The sequence below is a fragment of the Mycobacterium shunyiense genome, assembly GCF_058270075.1.
Window position 1 is genome coordinate 99,150 of the sequence record NZ_JBZDPU010000017.1, and the last position, 16,592, is coordinate 115,741.

14 protein-coding genes are annotated in these 16,592 nt (G+C 64.1%); 4 read left to right on the forward strand and 10 right to left on the reverse strand.

Going from position 1 to position 16,592, the window contains the following annotated elements:
* Nucleotides 1-15: 15 nt before the first annotated feature.
* The 3 genes from AC4ELH_RS21500 to AC4ELH_RS21510 form a co-directional block, all read right to left on the reverse strand.
* The gene (locus tag AC4ELH_RS21500) at nucleotides 16-1,167 is read right to left on the reverse strand and encodes an acyl-CoA dehydrogenase family protein (protein ID WP_498886496.1); all 1,152 of its coding nucleotides are present in this window, start codon (nucleotides 1,165-1,167) and stop codon (nucleotides 16-18) included.
* Nucleotides 1,167-2,390 (reverse strand): MFS transporter, encoded by a 1,224-nt coding sequence (locus AC4ELH_RS21505; protein ID WP_448445183.1) that lies wholly within the window; start codon nucleotides 2,388-2,390, stop codon nucleotides 1,167-1,169. Before AC4ELH_RS21505 ends, AC4ELH_RS21500 begins: the two co-directional genes overlap by 1 nt.
* Nucleotides 2,391-2,497: 107 nt before the next feature.
* Nucleotides 2,498-3,712 carry a cytochrome P450 gene (locus AC4ELH_RS21510; RefSeq protein ID WP_448445181.1) on the reverse strand — a complete coding sequence of 405 codons (1,215 nt, stop codon included), beginning with the start codon at nucleotides 3,710-3,712 and terminating at the stop codon, nucleotides 2,498-2,500.
* Between the two features lie 106 nt (nucleotides 3,713-3,818).
* Between AC4ELH_RS21510 and AC4ELH_RS21515 the strand changes: the two genes are divergently transcribed.
* Nucleotides 3,819-4,454 carry a TetR/AcrR family transcriptional regulator gene (locus tag AC4ELH_RS21515; RefSeq protein ID WP_448445179.1) on the forward strand — a complete coding sequence of 212 codons (636 nt, stop codon included), beginning with the start codon at nucleotides 3,819-3,821 and terminating at the stop codon, nucleotides 4,452-4,454.
* Nucleotides 4,455-4,466: 12 nt separating this feature from the next.
* Here AC4ELH_RS21515 and AC4ELH_RS21520 read toward each other — a convergent pair whose 3' ends face one another.
* The 3 genes from AC4ELH_RS21520 to AC4ELH_RS21530 form a co-directional block, all read right to left on the reverse strand.
* A complete protein-coding gene (locus AC4ELH_RS21520; protein ID WP_448445177.1) occupies nucleotides 4,467-7,376 on the reverse strand; it encodes an MMPL/RND family transporter in 2,910 nt (969 codons plus the stop codon).
* The gene (locus AC4ELH_RS21525) at nucleotides 7,373-7,801 is read right to left on the reverse strand and encodes an MmpS family transport accessory protein (RefSeq protein ID WP_064881610.1); all 429 of its coding nucleotides are present in this window, start codon (nucleotides 7,799-7,801) and stop codon (nucleotides 7,373-7,375) included. Before AC4ELH_RS21525 ends, AC4ELH_RS21520 begins: the two co-directional genes overlap by 4 nt.
* Nucleotides 7,802-8,008: 207 nt before the next feature.
* On the reverse strand, nucleotides 8,009-8,605 hold the full coding sequence (locus AC4ELH_RS21530) for a sigma-70 family RNA polymerase sigma factor (RefSeq protein WP_236734728.1): 597 nt from the start codon (nucleotides 8,603-8,605) through the stop codon (nucleotides 8,009-8,011).
* Between the two features lie 327 nt (nucleotides 8,606-8,932).
* Here AC4ELH_RS21530 and AC4ELH_RS21535 point away from each other — a divergent pair, with 327 nt between their 5' ends.
* From AC4ELH_RS21535 to AC4ELH_RS21545, 3 genes are all read left to right on the forward strand, one after another.
* On the forward strand, nucleotides 8,933-10,345 hold the full coding sequence (locus tag AC4ELH_RS21535; protein ID WP_448445174.1) for an NCS2 family permease: 1,413 nt from the start codon (nucleotides 8,933-8,935) through the stop codon (nucleotides 10,343-10,345).
* Nucleotides 10,346-10,380: 35 nt separating this feature from the next.
* On the forward strand, nucleotides 10,381-11,343 hold the full coding sequence (locus AC4ELH_RS21540; protein ID WP_448445172.1) for a DUF808 domain-containing protein: 963 nt from the start codon (nucleotides 10,381-10,383) through the stop codon (nucleotides 11,341-11,343).
* Nucleotides 11,344-11,509: 166 nt separating this feature from the next.
* On the forward strand, nucleotides 11,510-11,713 hold the full coding sequence (locus tag AC4ELH_RS21545; RefSeq protein ID WP_055110820.1) for a cold-shock protein: 204 nt from the start codon (nucleotides 11,510-11,512) through the stop codon (nucleotides 11,711-11,713).
* A 59-nt stretch (nucleotides 11,714-11,772) separates the two neighbouring features.
* Here the strand turns inward: AC4ELH_RS21545 and AC4ELH_RS21550 are convergent, their stop codons facing one another.
* The 4 genes from AC4ELH_RS21550 to AC4ELH_RS21565 form a co-directional block, all read right to left on the reverse strand.
* Nucleotides 11,773-12,267 carry a DUF5994 family protein gene (locus tag AC4ELH_RS21550; protein ID WP_064958405.1) on the reverse strand — a complete coding sequence of 165 codons (495 nt, stop codon included), beginning with the start codon at nucleotides 12,265-12,267 and terminating at the stop codon, nucleotides 11,773-11,775.
* Nucleotides 12,268-12,539: 272 nt separating this feature from the next.
* Nucleotides 12,540-13,175 (reverse strand): TetR/AcrR family transcriptional regulator, encoded by a 636-nt coding sequence (locus tag AC4ELH_RS21555; RefSeq protein WP_064958404.1) that lies wholly within the window; start codon nucleotides 13,173-13,175, stop codon nucleotides 12,540-12,542.
* Nucleotides 13,172-16,060, reverse strand: coding sequence for an MMPL/RND family transporter (locus AC4ELH_RS21560; RefSeq protein WP_498886502.1), 2,889 nt, complete (start codon nucleotides 16,058-16,060; stop codon nucleotides 13,172-13,174). Before AC4ELH_RS21560 ends, AC4ELH_RS21555 begins: the two co-directional genes overlap by 4 nt.
* Nucleotides 16,057-16,485 (reverse strand): MmpS family transport accessory protein, encoded by a 429-nt coding sequence (locus AC4ELH_RS21565; protein WP_064883034.1) that lies wholly within the window; start codon nucleotides 16,483-16,485, stop codon nucleotides 16,057-16,059. The genes AC4ELH_RS21560 and AC4ELH_RS21565 overlap by 4 nt, the downstream gene beginning before the upstream one ends.
* Between the last annotated feature and the right edge of the window lie 107 nt (nucleotides 16,486-16,592).

Consider the following 16,592-nt stretch of genomic DNA (forward strand, 5'->3'; position numbering starts at 1 on the left):
ACGACCGGCCGCGCCTCACTTCGCGGGCGAGTAGTTCGGCCGGCCCAGCCCCAGCGCCTGCTGGGCGATCATGTTGCGGAACACCTCGAGAGTTCCACCGTAGATGCCGGTCGGACCGGCCAGCCGGAAGATGTACTCGGCCCCGCCGTCATCGACGGCCCCTGGCGTACCGACGGACAAAGCGCCGGCCGATCCCACAATATCCATCAGGTCCGGCGACACCTCCCGCATGGTCTGGGCGATCGCAACACGGCCGTACATGCCGGGACTGCTCAGGGCGGCTTCCAACCGGGCGACGCCCCGACCCAACCGGTAACGCGACGCCGCGTCGTCCGGGGCCACGGCCGCGACGCGGTCCACCGCCTCTGCCATCAAGGTGATGTGCTCGGTCATGGTGGCGAGCTTCTGCAGGCCTCGGGTCTCGCGTTCGAAGGTGCCGTGTTCGAGTTCGAGCGCGCCGCGCAGCACCGTCCAGCCGCCGTTGACCTCGCCGACGCGGTACCGGTCGCTGACCCGGACATCGCTGTAATAGGTGATGTTGGTGCGATCCCCGTCGACGGTGCGGATCGGCTGGATCTCGACGCCCTCGGAATCAAGCGGCACCAGGAACATCGTGAGGCTCTTGTGTTTGGGCGCAGCGGGGTCGGTGTTGGTCAGCAGGAACACGTATTGGGCGTTGTGCGCATTCGAGGTGAACATCTTGGACCCATTAATAATCCAGCTGTCGCCGTCCCTTACGGCGCGGGTCTTGCAGGTTGCGACGTCGGACCCGCCTTCGGGTTCGGTATAGCCCAGGCACAGCCGCAGCCGCCCGTCCAAGACACCGGGCAGGACCTCATCGAGAAGCTCGCGTGAGGCGAACTTCTCGATCGAATGCGCGACCATCGCGGTCGTACCCCAGTGGAACCAGGGGGTGTGCGCTCGGCCCACTTCCAGTTCCCAGATGCGTCGCCGGACCGCACTGAATCCGCCGTCGGCCTCGGCCTGGTAGTCACCGGCCAGGTACCCGGCCTTGCCCAGTGCCAGATGCACTGCCTCGTCGAAGTTCTCGCCGGTCTCGCGGTCACGCTGGATCACCTCGTCGGTGACCACTTCGGCCAGGAAGGCCCGCAGCTCATCCCGGAAGGTCCGGTCTTCCTCGGAGAGCTCGACGTGGGAGAAGTCCATCAGGACACCGTGACACTTTTGTCGCCATTTGTAAATATGACCGGTCGACGGCGCAGCAGTAGCAGAAGGGCGCCTCCGATGAAGGCGGCGACTCCCGCCAACACCAGGAACCCGTCGAAGCTGTTGGTGGTGACCAACATACGACTGAGCACCACGGCCCCCACTGCCGACGAGACGCCGATCACCGCGGACAGGATGCTGAGGACAGTGCTGTACACGCCGAGGCTGAAGTGGCGCGCCACCAGGTACGCGATGACATCGCCTTCGGCTCCCCAGGCCGCACCGAGACAGCAGACGGCCACGGCGAGGACACCGATGCCGTCCCACGGCGAGGCGATGAGCAGACAGCCGAGGCCCGGCAGTGCCATCGCCACCGCGGCGACCACCTGCGCGGGCAGCCGGTCGAGCGCCACGCCGCACACGAAGCGACCGACGATGACGGCGGTCGCGAACACCGTGATGAGCACCGCGACGTCGGCGCCGGCCCCAGCGTCGCCGAGCATGATCCCGAGCTGGGTGGTGGTGACCGAGTGGTACAGGTTGCACAACAGCACCCCGGTCAACAGAATCCAGAAGACCCTGCTGCGCCCGATGGCGCGGTAGTCCTTGCCTGCCTTACGTTCTCCCGCGCTCGGCGACGGGTCGCCGTTGCGTCCGGGCACGAGCACCAGGGCGATGACGCCGACGACGGCAATGGTGCCCGCGATGGCCAGACACCCGACACGCCAACCAAAGGTGCGGTTGACGACATCGAGGGCCGGAACGCCGATGGCGCCCAGCAGCGGCGGACCGGAGATCGCGATGGCCAGGGCCAGGCCCCGGGCCGCCTGGAAACGCGTCGCGACCAGCCGGCTGTAGATCGCCGGCGTCGTGGTCACCCCGAGCGCGATGAGGGCGACGTTGATCGCGAAGTACTGCCAGATGGGGCCGGACATCATCGCGTACGCGATCCAGCACGCAGGCAGTCCGACGACACCGACGGCGGCAATCCGCCGCACCCCGAACAGGTCGGCGAGGCGGCCGTAGAACGGCAGGAACACGAACGTCAGCAACGTGATCGCACCGGTCAGGGCGAAATCCGAGCGACTCCAACCGAACGCCGCGAGGAACTGCGGCCCCATCGCGGCATTCGTGTAGGCGCTCAGGCTCAGGCCGGCGCTGAGTCCGGCGGTCGCGGCGGCCAGCGGTTGCCAGTGGGTACGCAGCTCGCCGAAGTACGTCATGTGCCCCTCCCTGCCGCCGAAATGGCATTCCAGCAGGCCCTTACTCGCACTTCTCCTGCCGGAATGCGGTTTCGGCGAATGCTAGGCGCTGGAGGCCGGGTCGACACTCACCAGGTGACCGGCAGCTCCACAACGCCATAGATCTCCTTGTCGTTGTGGAATCTCAACTCCTCCGGCTCGACCGCCAATCGCAATCCGGGCAGTCTGCGCACCAGCGCGGTCAGGGCGATCTGCAGTTCGGCCCGAGCGAGGTTCTGACCGAGACACTGATGCACGCCGTAACCGAAGCCGAGATGCCCTCGGCTGTTGCGGTTTACGTCGAAGGCATCGGGCTGATCGACGAATCCCGTGTCGAAGTTGCCCGCAGGCAGGTTCATGAGGACCGTGTCACCGGCCCTGACGAGCTGTCCACCGATGACCACATCCTCCAGAGCAACGCGGTCCACGAGGCTGTGCACTATCGACAGATAACGCATCAACTCCTCGACGATGCCGGCCACCACGGCTGGGTCATCGGTCTCCCGTAGGCGCGCGGCAGCGTCGGGATGCTGGATCAGGGCCAGCGCACCCAGAGCGATCATGCCCGCGGTGGTTTCGTGGCCGGCAGCCAACAACATCTGGCCGTTCATGGCGGCGGTTTCGCGGTTGAGTTCACCCGTGGCCACATGGTCGGTGATGAGCCGACTCATCAGATCGTCACCCGGTTCCCGTTCCTTGCGGGCCACCAGGTCGAACATGTAGGTGAACAATGCCAGCTGGGCCTGCAGGCGCTCTTCCTCGGATGCGTTGGCGTCGAGCCCGGCGGCACTCTGCTTCTGGAAGAACTCGTGATCCTCGTACGGCACTCCCAGCAGCAGACAGATGACCATCGACGGCACCGGCAGCGCGAACTTGCTCACGAGGTCCGTCGGCGGACCGGCCTCGATCATCTCGTCGAGGAAGCCGTCGACCAACTCCTGAATCTGCGGTCGCATCGCTTCTGCGCGACGGAAAGTGAAGTCCCTGGTCAACATCCGACGCAGCCGCTGATGCTCGGGATCATCCAGACGCGGAAAGATCAGGGCGATCTCGCCACTCTCGGTCGGTACGCCGTACAACCCGGTATTGGCACTGAGCCGGTCGTCGACGAGGGCCGCCCGGATGTCCTCGTAGCGACTGATCATCCATACCGGCTTCCCCTTCCAGACTGCGGCCTGAAGTCCTTCGGTCTCCCGCCAGCGGGCGAAGGCCGGGGCCGGCGCCAACGGGCATCCGCCGGCGCGGGGAGCGGGGATCGTGGGAAGTTCGGCCTCCACCGACACGTCAGGACGAGGAATGGTCATCGGGCGGTCCTCACAATCTCCGCGGTGTCAACTGGCAGTCGGCTGCCAGTTGCTGCGAGGTTAGAGCGAGCAGATCTGGCAGTCAACTGTCAGATAGGCTGACGTCATGGCCGAAGTCGCGTCGATGGCAGAACGCCCGCTACGCACCGATGCGGCGCGCAATGCCGACCGCATCCTGCGGGCGGCTCGTGAGGTGTTTGCCGAACTCGGCCCCGATGCACAGATCGATACGATCGCCGACCGCGCCGGAGTGGCTGAACGAACGCTGTACCGCAGATTCCCGACGAAGGCTGACCTCCTGCGCGCGGCACTCGACCAGAGCATCGACGAAAACCTGTCTCCGGCAATCGAAAAAGCGCTCGCCCGGACGGATCCACTGCGCGGGCTGACCGAACTGATCGAGGCCGCCACGGCACTCGGGGCCGCCGAGCACAACATCCTTGCTGCAGCCAGGCGCGCGGACGCGCTGGCCAACATCGCGGATCGCCTCGAAGCCGCCATGCAGGAACTCACGACCCGCGCCCAGGATGAGGGCCTGGTTCGCGGCGACCTCGTCGCCGAGGATCTGCCGAGAATCGTTGCGATGCTCAACAGCGTGCTGTGGACGATGGAGCTCGGCAGCGACGGCTGGCGCCGCTATGTGGCCCTGGTCCTGGACGCCATCACCACCACACAGCCGCGACCACTGCCCGCCGCCGCACCCCTCAATAGTCCGAATTCCCTGGACAATTGGCCTATGTGACCGCGGCGTCGGCTAACCCGACGACACCGGGATAGCCGCAGTGTCCTCATCGTCGGCGCGGGGCGGACGCGGCGGCGCCGACTTTCGGAAGTGGTTGTCCCCGCGGGGATACACCACTTGCGGCCACCAGAACCACCTGCCCAGCAGGGTGGCGATGGACGGCATCAGCAGTGACCGCACGATGAAGGTGTCGATCAGCAGGCCGATCGCGATGGTCGAGCCCATCTGGGCCAGCACAATCAGATTGCTCGCCATCATGCCGGCCATCGTGGCCGCGAACACCAGCCCGGCCGAGGTGACCACGCCGCCGGTGCCGGCCATGGACCGGATGATGCCGGTCTTCAGGCCCGCGTGGATCTCGTCCTGGAACCGGGACACCAGCAGCAGGTTGTAGTCGGATCCGACTGCCAGCAGGATGATCACCGACATCAGCATGACCAGCCAGTGCACTGGCATCCCGAACAGGTCCTGCCACAACAACACCGAGATGCCGAACGACGCGGCGATCGAACTACCGGCCGTCAGCACGATGACCAACGCGGCCACCGCACTGCGGGTCAGAATGAGCATGATCATGAAAATCAGCGTCAAGGCCGACACCACCGCGATCATCAGGTCGTAGCGGGCGCCGTCGGACATGTCCTTGTAGGTTGCCGCCACACCGCCGAGATAGATCTTGGCGTCCGACAGCGACGACATCTTCAGCGCCTCCTGCGCGGCCTTGCGCTCGGATTCGACTCGTGCGATCCCGTCCACCGTCGCCGGATCGGTCTGGTGGGTGATGAACATGCGGGCGGACTTTCCGTCCGGCGACAGGAACATCTTGAGGCCGCGCTCGAAATCGGGGTTCGTGAAGGCTTCCGGGGGCAGATAGAACAGGTCGTCGTTCTTGGCGTCGTCGAAGGCGGCACCCATTGACAGCGCGGTGTCGTTCATCGCCTGCATCTGGTCGATCAGTGCCTTCTGCGAGTTGTACGACGCCAGCGAGAGGTCCCGGCTGGTTTCCATCGACGCGATCGTCTGCGGAAGCAGCGCAGTCAATTTGGGCGCCAGGTCCGCCAGTTGGTCGGTGTTGACCTGGACCGATGAGGTCTTGTCGGTCAGCTCGTCGATCCCGTCGAGGGCGTCGAAGACCGAACGCGCCGCGGAGCACATCGGGATGTCGAAGCAGTGCGGTTCCCAGTAGAAGTAGTTGCGCATGGGCCGGAACTGATCGTCGAAGTTCGCGATGTTGTCGCGCATCTTCTTGGTGACCTCAAGCAGCTCCTCCGACTTCGCCGCGGAGTCCTGGGTGAGGCGGGTCTGTTCGAGCGAGAGCTGGTATTGCCTCTTCATGATGTCGATCGACGTGTTGGTCGCATCGATCATCCGAAGCTGGTCGTCGAGTTGCTTGCGCTGGAACGGCAGGTTCATATTGCTGGTCTGCCCCGAGATACTGGTCTGGAACGGAATCGAGCTGTGCTGGATGGGGATTCCCAGCGGTCGGGTGATGCTCTGCACCATCGCGATGCCATCGGCGTGCATCACGTTGCTCGAAATCTTGTTCAGCACAAGCATGTCCGCGGGATTGCGCATGTCGTGGGTGGACTCGACCATCAGGATGTCGGGGTTCATCCTGGCCTGGGAGAAGTGCCGGTCGGCAGCAGCGAAACCGACGTTCACCGGGGCGTCATCGGGCAGGTAGTACCGGTCGTTGTAGGCCGGCTTGTATCCGGGGATGGCCACTACCCCGATCAGCACGACGAACAGGCTGGTCACGAAAATCGGTGCGGGCCAACGCACCACCGCAGTGCCGACCTTGCGCCAGAACTCGCTCTGCGGGGGGCGCTTGGACTCGTACAGCCCGACCCGGCTACCGAGGTAGAGCACCGCCGGGCCGAGCGTGACCGAGATGACCACGACCACGACCATGCCGATCGCGACGGGGGCACCCATGGTGGAGAAGTAGGGCAGTCGCGCGAAGCTGAGGCAGTAGGTCGCTCCGGCGATGGTCAGACCGGAACCCACGATGACGGGTGCCACCGATTTGAAGGTCGCGTAATAGGAGTCATCCCGGTCCAGGCCCATGCCGCGGTCTTCGCGGTACCGGCCGAAGATGAAGATCCCGTAGTCGGTGGCTGCGGCGATCGCCAGCATGGTCAGGATGTTGCCCGCGAAGGTGGTCAACCCGAATACGTCGTGCATCGCCAGCACGGACACCACGCCGCGGGCGGTCAACAGCGCCAGGAACGTCAGGAACAACTGGATCAGCGTGGTCCTGATCGACCGATAGACCACCAGCAGCATTGCTGCGATGGCGACCAGGGTGATCAGGGTGATCTCGGCCAGGCTCGCGTTGCCGATGACGTGCATGTCGTTGGTCAGTGCGGCAGGGCCGGCGACGTGCGCCTGCACCCCGGGCGGAGCCTTCGTCTCCTCGATGACCTTGCGGACGGCTTCGACGCCCTCGTTGGCGAGCGTCATGCCTTGCTCGCCGGCGAGGTTGATCATCACGTACGACGCTTTGCCGTCGGCGCTCTGCGCGCCGGCGGCGGTCAGCGTGTCACCCCAGAAGTCCTGGATGTGCTGGATGTGCTCGGGATCCTGCTGCAGCTTGCGGATGATCTCGTCGTAGTACCTGTGCGCGTCCGGGCCCAGCGGGTCCTGACCCTCGATGACGATCATGATCGTGCTGTTGGAGTTGAACTCCTTGAAGTTGGCGCCCATCAACTTCATCGCCTGCATCGACGGGGCGTCCTCGGGCGCCATCGGTGCGGCATGCAGTTCGCCGACGATCTCCAGCTGCGGCGCGATCACATTCACGACGACCGCGATCGCGATCCAGATCAGGATGATCGGCCACGCCAGAATGCGCAGCAGGTGCGGGACGGCAGGCCGCTTCGGCGTGCCGGTGGATTCGGGCGAGGTGACGGATGTGGTCATGCGGACTTCACCAGGCAGTAGGTCTGGGCGTTGACGCCATTGGCGGATTGCTCCTCGCGGACAGTGCCGTTGACGGTGACACGGCACCCGATGTGGTCGCCGCTGCTTTCACTGTCGCTGCGCGCCATCAGGTTCGCGCTGACGGTCGGCAACGTGGTGGACAAGGTGACGGACCAGGGCAGCTGGGCGTTGACCGAGTGCACCTTGGCGTCCGGATCGAAATAGCTGATCTCAGCGGAAGTTCCGGGTGGTCCGTACACCTCGTACAAGACCACCTTGGGGTTGAACTGGACGATCTCGATCCCGGCGCCGGCATTCGCGTTGAGATCCTCCGAGCCGAACATCCGGTGTAGTCGTGAGACCACCAGGCCCGACACGGCCAGTACCACAATCAGAACCACTGGAATCCATGCGTGTTTCAACACACGACGAGCACCCCGACCAGGACTCACCCGTACCTCCAGACGATTACCCGAACCCGCCGACAGCGATGACGCTTCGGCGCTCGGCGAATTAGTTCGAATAACTATGTACAGCGCGGGGAACTTTACACCGCTGCGACCGCGGACGCAGTCGCGGCCTCAATGCTGGGAACTTGCTGTCGATTTCCTGAATGACGGGAGGCGGAGGCGCTAGGCCGCCGTGCCGTCATGCGAAGGGTGATCCAGATAGCCTCGGGCGGCAGCCATTTCAACCAGCCTCGAACGCAGCGCGCGGCGTCCGCGATGCAGCCTCGACATCACCGTTCCGACCGGAATCTGCAGAATCTCCGCGATCTCCCTGTACCGGAAACCCGCAACGTCGGCGTAGTACACGACGACGCCTTGCGATTCCGGCAATGCCCGCATCGCCCCGCGCACCTCGTCATCGCCCATCGACTCCAGGGCCGCCAGTTCCGCCGAGACCACGCCGAGCGGGAATCGCTGCGCCACCTCCGCGAGCTGGGCGTCGGAGAGTTCGTCGGCGAAGACCTCCTGCGGTCGCCGCTGCGCGGTGCGGTATGAGTTGATCCACGTGTTGGTCAGGATCCGAAACAGCCAGGCCCGGATATTCGTGCCGTCCTGGTAAGTGTGAAAACTGCTGTACGCCTTGACCATTGTCTCCTGCACTAGGTCTTCGGCGTCTGCCATGTTGCGCGTGTAACGGCGCGCGGCCGCGAAAAGCTGATCCACCAGCGGCAGCGCATCACGCTCGAATCGCTCCGCGCGACAATCGTCGTCGAAACTCACGTGCCTACCTGTGCTCATCGGCATGGCCCCCGCTCCTGCCACTGCTCATATCGCCGGCCTCAGATGCTCGCCACTCGAAGCTATCCGGCGACGCCGCCGATCCCCAGGGGGACTACCCCCAGGTTCGCGGTGGTTTTCCACACCGCAGCGACCGCACCGAACTGTCATGCACGCAGCATGACACCTCAACCCAAGTTGAGGTCAAATGGTTTTTCCGGCGCCAATCTCTTTGCGGCTGTTGCGTTTGCACATCTCGCTGATGAATCCGCGGCAGACATCGGCCATACGTCAGGAAACCGGGCCGCTCCCGCCTTAGGCTCATCGGTTATGAATCGACTCGATCGCTTCTTCGAGATCTCGGCTCGCGGCTCGACGGCCCTCTCCGAGATCCGCGGAGGCCTGGTCACCTTCATCGCGATGGCCTACATCATCGTGCTGAACCCGGTCGTGCTCTCCGGCTCCGCCGACGTCGCGGGCAACAAGCTGGAATTCGCCCAGGTCTCGGCCACCACCTGTCTGGCCGCGGGCGTGATGACGATCCTGTTCGGGATCATCGCGCGGCTGCCCTTCGCGTTCGCCGCGGGTCTGGGCATCAACTCGTTTCTGGCCACGACCGTGGTGGGCACGGTCACCTGGCCCGAGGCCATGGGCCTGGTCGTCATCGACGGCCTGATCATCGTGGCGCTGGCCGCCAGCGGGTTCCGCCGCATGGTGTTCGACGCGGTACCCATGCAGCTGAAACTGGCGATCACCGCGGGCATCGGTCTGTTCATCTTGTTCATCGGACTGGTCGACGCCGGATTCGTCGGCTCGACCGGCCTACCCTCTCCCCCGGTCGGGCTCGGCACCGGCGGCGTCGGCTCGATCAACACCGTGCCGACCGTCGTCTTCGTGTTCACCCTGCTGGTCACCGGCATCCTCGTGGCCCGGAAGGTCCGCGGCGGCATCCTGATCGGCCTTGTCACCGGCACCGTGGTCGCCGTGATCGTCGAGGCCATCTGGCACCTCGGTTCGGCGCAGGACAAACCGGGCGGATGGGGGCTGTCGGTACCGACCCTGTCCGGCTCACCGTTCGCGCTCCCCGACCTGTCGCTGGTCGGCGACGTCAGCCTGGGCGCCTTCAGCCGGATCGGGTACTTGGCGGCCATCATGCTGGTGTTCACGCTGGTGTTCGCCAACTTCTTCGACGCCATGGGCACGATGACCGGGCTGTCGCGGGAGGCCGGCCTTTCCGACTCGCAGGGCAACTTTCCGCGGCTGAAGTCAGCGCTGATCGTCGAGGGCGCCGGTGCCGTCGTCGGCGGATCTTCCTCGGCGTCGTCGAACACCGTGTTCATCGAATCCGGCGCGGGCATCGAGGAGGGCTCCCGCACCGGGTTCGCCAACCTCATCACCGGTGCGCTGTTCGTCGCGGCCATGTTCGTCGCCCCGCTGGCCTCGATCGTGCCCACCGAGGTCGCGGCCGCGGCCCTGGTGATCGTCGGCGCCATGATGGTGTCGCAGCTGCGCCACATCGACCTCTCCGAGTTCTCGGTGGCCCTGCCCGTGGTGCTCACTGTGGCCACCATGGCCTTCAGCTACTCGATCGCCAACGGCATCGGTGTCGGCTTCGTGGCGTGGGCGGTGTTGCGGTCGGCCGCTGGTAAGGCCCGTGAGGTCAGCCCGCTGCTGTGGGTCGTGGCCGCCGGCTTCATCCTGTACTTCGCCCGGGGCTGGATCGAGTCGCTCATCGGGATGTAGCGGCCGGTAGCCTTCTCGAACATGGGGACAACGGTATGAGCGCCGGCCTGTTCGGTTTGCTCGACGACATTGCCGCCCTGGCGCGGCTGGCGGCGGCTTCGATCGACGACATCGGTGCGGCCACCGGCAAGGCGACCGCCAAGGCAGCCGGCGTGGTGATCGACGACACCGCGGTGACACCGCAGTACGTGCACGGCATCAGCGCCGACCGCGAGCTACCGGTCATCAAGCGCATCGCGATCGGCTCGCTGCGCAACAAGATCCTGTTCATCCTGCCCGCGGCCTTGCTGCTCAGCCAGTTCGCACCGTGGTTGCTGACCCCGATCCTGATGCTGGGCGCCACCTACCTCTGTTTCGAGGGCGCCGAGAAGGTCTGGGGGCGGTTCACCGGCCACGGCGGACACGACACCCACGGCGAACCCACCACAGCCGTCGGCGGGGACGCCGAGAAGTACATGATCACCGGGGCGATCCGGACCGACTTCATCCTCTCCGCCGAGATCATGGTGATCGCCCTCAACGAAGTGGCCAACCAGACTTTCTGGCCGCGGCTGATCATCCTGGTAATCGTCGCCCTGGTGATCACCGCCGCCGTCTACGGCGTGGTGGCCGGCATCGTCAAGATGGACGACATCGGCCTGCTGATGGCGCAGCGCTCATCGAAGACGGCACAGAAAATCGGCCGTGGCCTGGTCGCCGGGATGCCCAAGCTGCTGTCGGCACTGTCGACCATCGGCACCGTCGCGATGTTGTGGGTCGGTGGGCACATCTTGCTGGCGGGCACCAACACGCTGGGCTGGCGCACCATCTACGACGTGGTCCACCATGCCGAGGAGGCGGTGCACCACGCCGTGGGGGACCCGTTCGGCGGAATGCTGGCCTGGCTGACCAACACGGCCGCATCGGCAGTCATCGGTCTGGTGGTCGGCACTGTGGTCGTGGGGATCGTGCATGTGCTGCCGTTCGGTAAGAAAGCGGATCACGACACCTCAGCCTGACCGTCGACCCAGTCGAAGCTATTCCACCGAACGGCATTTGGGCCTGCTCCGCAGGAAAACCGATTGCGGCAAAGGCAAATACTTTTAGGCGCGCCGCCCATCGACGTGTCATACTCTTCGAGGACGTTTTTGGTACGTCCAGTTTTACGATGAGAGAAGTAAAAATATGACACAGGGAACTGTGAAATGGTTCAACGGCGAAAAGGGCTTCGGCTTCATCGCTCCTGACGGCGGCGCCCCGGACGTCTTCGTCCACTACTCCGAGATCAGCGGTGGTGGATTCCGGTCGCTCGAAGAGAACCAGCGCGTCGAGTTCGAGATCACCCAGGGTGCCAAGGGCCCCCAGGCGGTGGGAGTCACTGCGATCTGATCGCCCCAATACCTGATGATGGGCTGGTACGGATGCTTCCGTACCAGCCCATTTTCATGTCACACCGGCGTCTCGGCCTGCAGATGCCCCAGCCATCGCACGGACTCGACCCGGGCGACACCCAGTACCCGATCTGCGGTATCGAACATCGGGGTGCGTCGCATCGATTCCTCCACGGGCATGGCTGCGGCACAGCGCATCACCAACCCGCCCAGAGTTACGGATGTCTTGCACGGGACGACAAGGAGTTTCACGCACGCGTCACGTCCCGCCACCATCATCAGACGGGGCCGACTCAGCTTCACGCCGTTGGGCACCCGAGTGCCGGTGACGATCGAGTCGAGGTCGAGCTGCCCCTCCGCGGATGACCAATTGACGCGAATATCAACAACTTCCCCCAGTGATTGATGCAACGCCCCCACCAGTTCGGGCAGCTCGCTTGCCACCGAGGCGGTGTGAGGCCACCAGGCGCCGTCGATATCGGCGCCCAACTCCCGGGCGAGGGTGAGGCGGACGGGACTGGCGAGTCGCCGCGCCCCGTTGAGGCCGTTCACGACGACTGCGAATCTGCACGCGCCTGCGGCCTGGGCCGATCCGAGAAAACCAAATCCGGCGGCGGAGCATTCGAGCTCTCGACTGCCCGCACAGGTTCTTGCTGTTCGGGATGTGAAAACAGTTCGGACGATTCCATAAGAGTGTCCTTGAAAGGTGCGGGACTACCGCACGGGGTTTGGAGGCGAGCGATGGTTGATCACCGGGCCTGTCCACAAACTTACACCCGATGGCCGCGACGGCGCGGCGCCGGGGGCACCACGGGCCACCAGCGTCATCGGCCGCGGACGGCCGGCAGGATCAAGGTGTCGATGACATCGCGGACAAACTTGGAGTCGACGCTCTGGCCGTTGACCACCCGCATCAGGCCCATTCCGGTCAGCACATCGGCCACCAACGACCAGTCCCGGTCGGCAGCGACCTCGCCGCGGGCAACAGCCTGTGCCAGGATCGTCGTCATCACCCGCCGCCCCTTGAGCAGCATCAGATCTTCGAGCGCCGAGCCGAGGTGCGGATCGTGGGTGGCCTCGACCGCCACCCTCAGTACCAAGTCGTACGAGAAGAGGTCGTTGTCGCTGCGCGCGGTGCGCCGCACGATTTCATCGAAATCGCCTTCCAGACTGCCGGTGTCGGGAGCGTCGTCCTCCATCAGATCGGGCTTCCAGTACACGAGCGCATCGGTGATCAACGCAGCCTTCGACGACCAGCGACGGTAGATGGCCGCCTTACCGACACCGGCGCGCGCGGCGATGTCGTTCATATTGGTGTTGACGTAACCGTTTTCGGCCAACGCGGCCAACGCGGCATCGAGAATGGCCGGGTCCCGCGAGCGGTCAAGTCGGCCAACCGTACGCTGACGCAGTTTCGGCTCTGCGTCAGGCGTATCGGCCGGGTCGGTCATGACCGTCATACCGTCGTTGTCGGAATCGGCGCGGTATTGTCGTCGGTCTCACCGGCCGCCTTGCGGGCACGCTCTTCACGACCGCGCCGGGTGATCTCAAAAGTGTTGAGCGGCCACCAGAACCAGCGACCCAGCGCCGCCGCGATGGACGGTGTCATGAACGAGCGCACGATCAGCGTGTCCACTACCAGGCCGATGCCGATCGTCATACCGAGTTGGCCGACCACCCGCAGATCCGACACGATCATCGACATCATGGTGAAGGCGAACACCAGGCCGGCCGCGGTGACGACACGTCCGGTGGCCCCGATCCCGCGGATGATGCCCGTGTTGAGCCCGGCGTGTATCTCTTCCCTGAAGCGCGAGACCACCAACAGGTTGTAGTCCGAACCCACCGCCAACAGGATCACCATCGACAGCGGGATCACGATCCACTGCACGCCCAGGCCCAGGATGTCCTGCCAGAGCAACACCGACAAGCCACACGCCGTTCCCAGAGAAGCGGCCACGGTGCCCACGATCACCATGGCGGCCACCACACTTCGGGTGATGATCAGCATGATGCTGAAAATGAGGATCATCGCCGCGATCACCACGATCATGAGATCGGTTACCACGCCATCCTGCATGTCGCTGTACATCGATGCCGTACCGGCGAGCGACACCTTCGCACTGGCCAGCGGGGTGCCCTTGAGCGCATCGGCGACAACACCTTTGAGGTCGCGGACATGTTCGATACCGTCCACTGAGGCCGGGTCGCCCTGGTGGGTGATGATCATTCGGACCGCCTTGCCATCGGGCGACATGAACATCTTGACCGCACGGTTGAAGTCAGGGTTCTCGAACACATCCGGAGGCAGGTAGAACATGTCGTCGTTCTTGGCCTGATCGAAGTACAGGCCGATCTCCGTCGCCCCCTTCGCCGCCTCCTGTTGCGCGGCCTGGGTACCGGCCATGGTGCTGTGCGTCGCGATCATGAAGTCTCGCATCCGCTTCATCGTCCCGATGGTGTCCTGCAACACCGGCAACATCTGCGGCATCAGCTGATCCATGCGGTCCATGTCGACTGTCAGGCCCTGCATTTCATCGGTCAGTTTGTCGATGCCGTCGAGAGTGTCGAAGATCGACCGCATCGACTGGCACATCGGAATGTCGAAGCAGTGCGGCTCCCAGTAGAGGTAGTTGCGCAGCGGCCGGAAGAAATCGTCGAAATTGGCCAGGTTGTCCCGCATCTCCTGGGTCGCTTCCACCATCTCGTGGGTCCGACCCACCATGCTGTGGGTGGTTTCGGTGAGCTCTTTGGTGATGGCGTACATGCGTTCCATGCTGGCGACGGTCTTGCTCATCTCGTCGGCCTGTTCGAGCATCTGCGCCGAGTTGTCGTTGTTGAACTTCGCCGACTGCAGCGTGCTGGCGTTCTGCGCGCCGAGCAGGAACGGGATCGAGCTGTGCTCGATCGGGGCACCCAACGGGCGGGTGATGGTCTGCACCCGTTCGATTCCCCGCATGTGCATCACGTTCTTGGCGACCTTTTCGATCACCAGCATGTCCGACGGGGTGCGCAGGTCATGATCCGCTTCGAGCATCAGCAACTCGGGGTTCATCCGGGCTTGGGAGAAGTGCCGATCAGCAACGCCCATGGCCAGGTTCGCCGGCATGTCAGCGGGGGTGAACTGCTTGTCGTTGTATTGCGGCACATAGGTCATCAGGGCGGCGAAGCCGATGACGGCGATCAGGCTGGTGACGAAGACGATGGGGATCGGCCAGCGAACCACCGACGTGCCGACCTTGCGCCACCCCGGCGACGCGATCTTGTGCTTGGGATCGAGCAAGCCGAACTTCGACGCGATGGTCAGCACGGCAGGCGCCAACGTCAGTCCGGCGATGATGATCACCAGAACAGAGATGGCGCAGGGCAGACCCATGGTCTGGAAGTAGGGCAGCGTGGTCATGGTGAGGCACAGGCAGGCCCCGACGATCGTCAAACCGGAGCCGAGGATGACATGCGATACGCCGCTGTAGGCCACATAGAACGCGTCCTCGCGGTCCAGGCCTTTCGATCTCTCCTCGTGATATCGGCCGAGGAGGAAGATCACATAATCGGTGCCTGCGGCCAGGGCCAACATGGTCACCATGCTCACCGCGTACGGGGTCAGGCCGATGATGTTCAGGTAACCGGCGGCAGCCGTAACACCCTGTGCGGCAAACAGTTCAAGAAGAATGACGACCATCGACACGAGCAGTGTCACGACGGAGCGGTACACCGCGAGCAGCATCAAGATGATGACGCCGACCGACACCAGCTCCATTTTCGCCATACTTTGATGGCCTGCCACGCTGGTATCGGCGTTGAGCACGCTGTTTCCGGCGACGTGGGCCGAGATACCCGGCGGAGCGGGCACCGAGGCCACGATGTCACGCACGGCGGCCACGGAATCGTGGCTCTTGCTGGTGCCCTGGTCCCCGGCAAGGAAGATCTGCACATAAGCGGACTTGCCGTCCACACTCTGCGAACCCGCCGCGGTCATCGGATCGCTCCAGAAGTCTTGAACGTTCTGGACGTGCTCGGTATCGGCCTTCAGCTTCGCGACGATCTCGTCGTAGTACTTGTGCGCGGCCGCACCGACCGGTTCGTCGCTCTCCAGCACCACCATCGCTGAGGAATCCGAATCGTACTGCTGAAACACCTTGCCGATGTTCAACATCGACTTGTAGGAGTCCGAGCTGGTGGGGCTCAGCGGCACCGACCGGGATGCGGCGACCTCATCGAGTGACGGGACAAGAGTTCCCAGCGCAATCGTGAGGAGCACCCAGAACACGATGATCGGCAGCGAAAAGATCCGAACCATCCGGCCCAGGAACGGGCGATGGGAGTTCCTGTGTGCGTTGCTCATACGGATTTCACCAAGCAGTAGATGAACGGTTTGAAGGTGTCGGTACTCGTCCGGTCGTCGCGCACGTCGTCGTCGACAGTCACCCGGCACCCGAGGTCTGTGACGTCGCGCTCGCCCTGAGCCATGATGTTGGCCGACATCGACGGCAGCGTCGTCACGATCGTGAAAGACCAGGGCAACGGGGCATTTTCGATGAGGTTGGGTTGACCGTATTCATCGAGATAGTTGATGTTCGCCGTGCCCCCGGAACCGGTGATCTCGTACTTGATGTGCTTCGGATTGAAGTTCTCGGTAATTCCGGAGCCCTCTGCCAAGTTCGGTCCCTGCTGCCCGCCATCCCGAATTCGAAGGATCGCGTACGCGCCCAACGCGACGACGACCACCAAAGTGAGTGGCATCCACGCCTTCTTGAGCAACTTGAACACAGTTGCGCCTCTCCCCGACCTACTATTCACTAATTGACCCAGACGGAACTCAAGTTCCGCCTAAGAGGATGCTGAGCACTGTACCCGAGTCAGGCTCGGCCGACGAC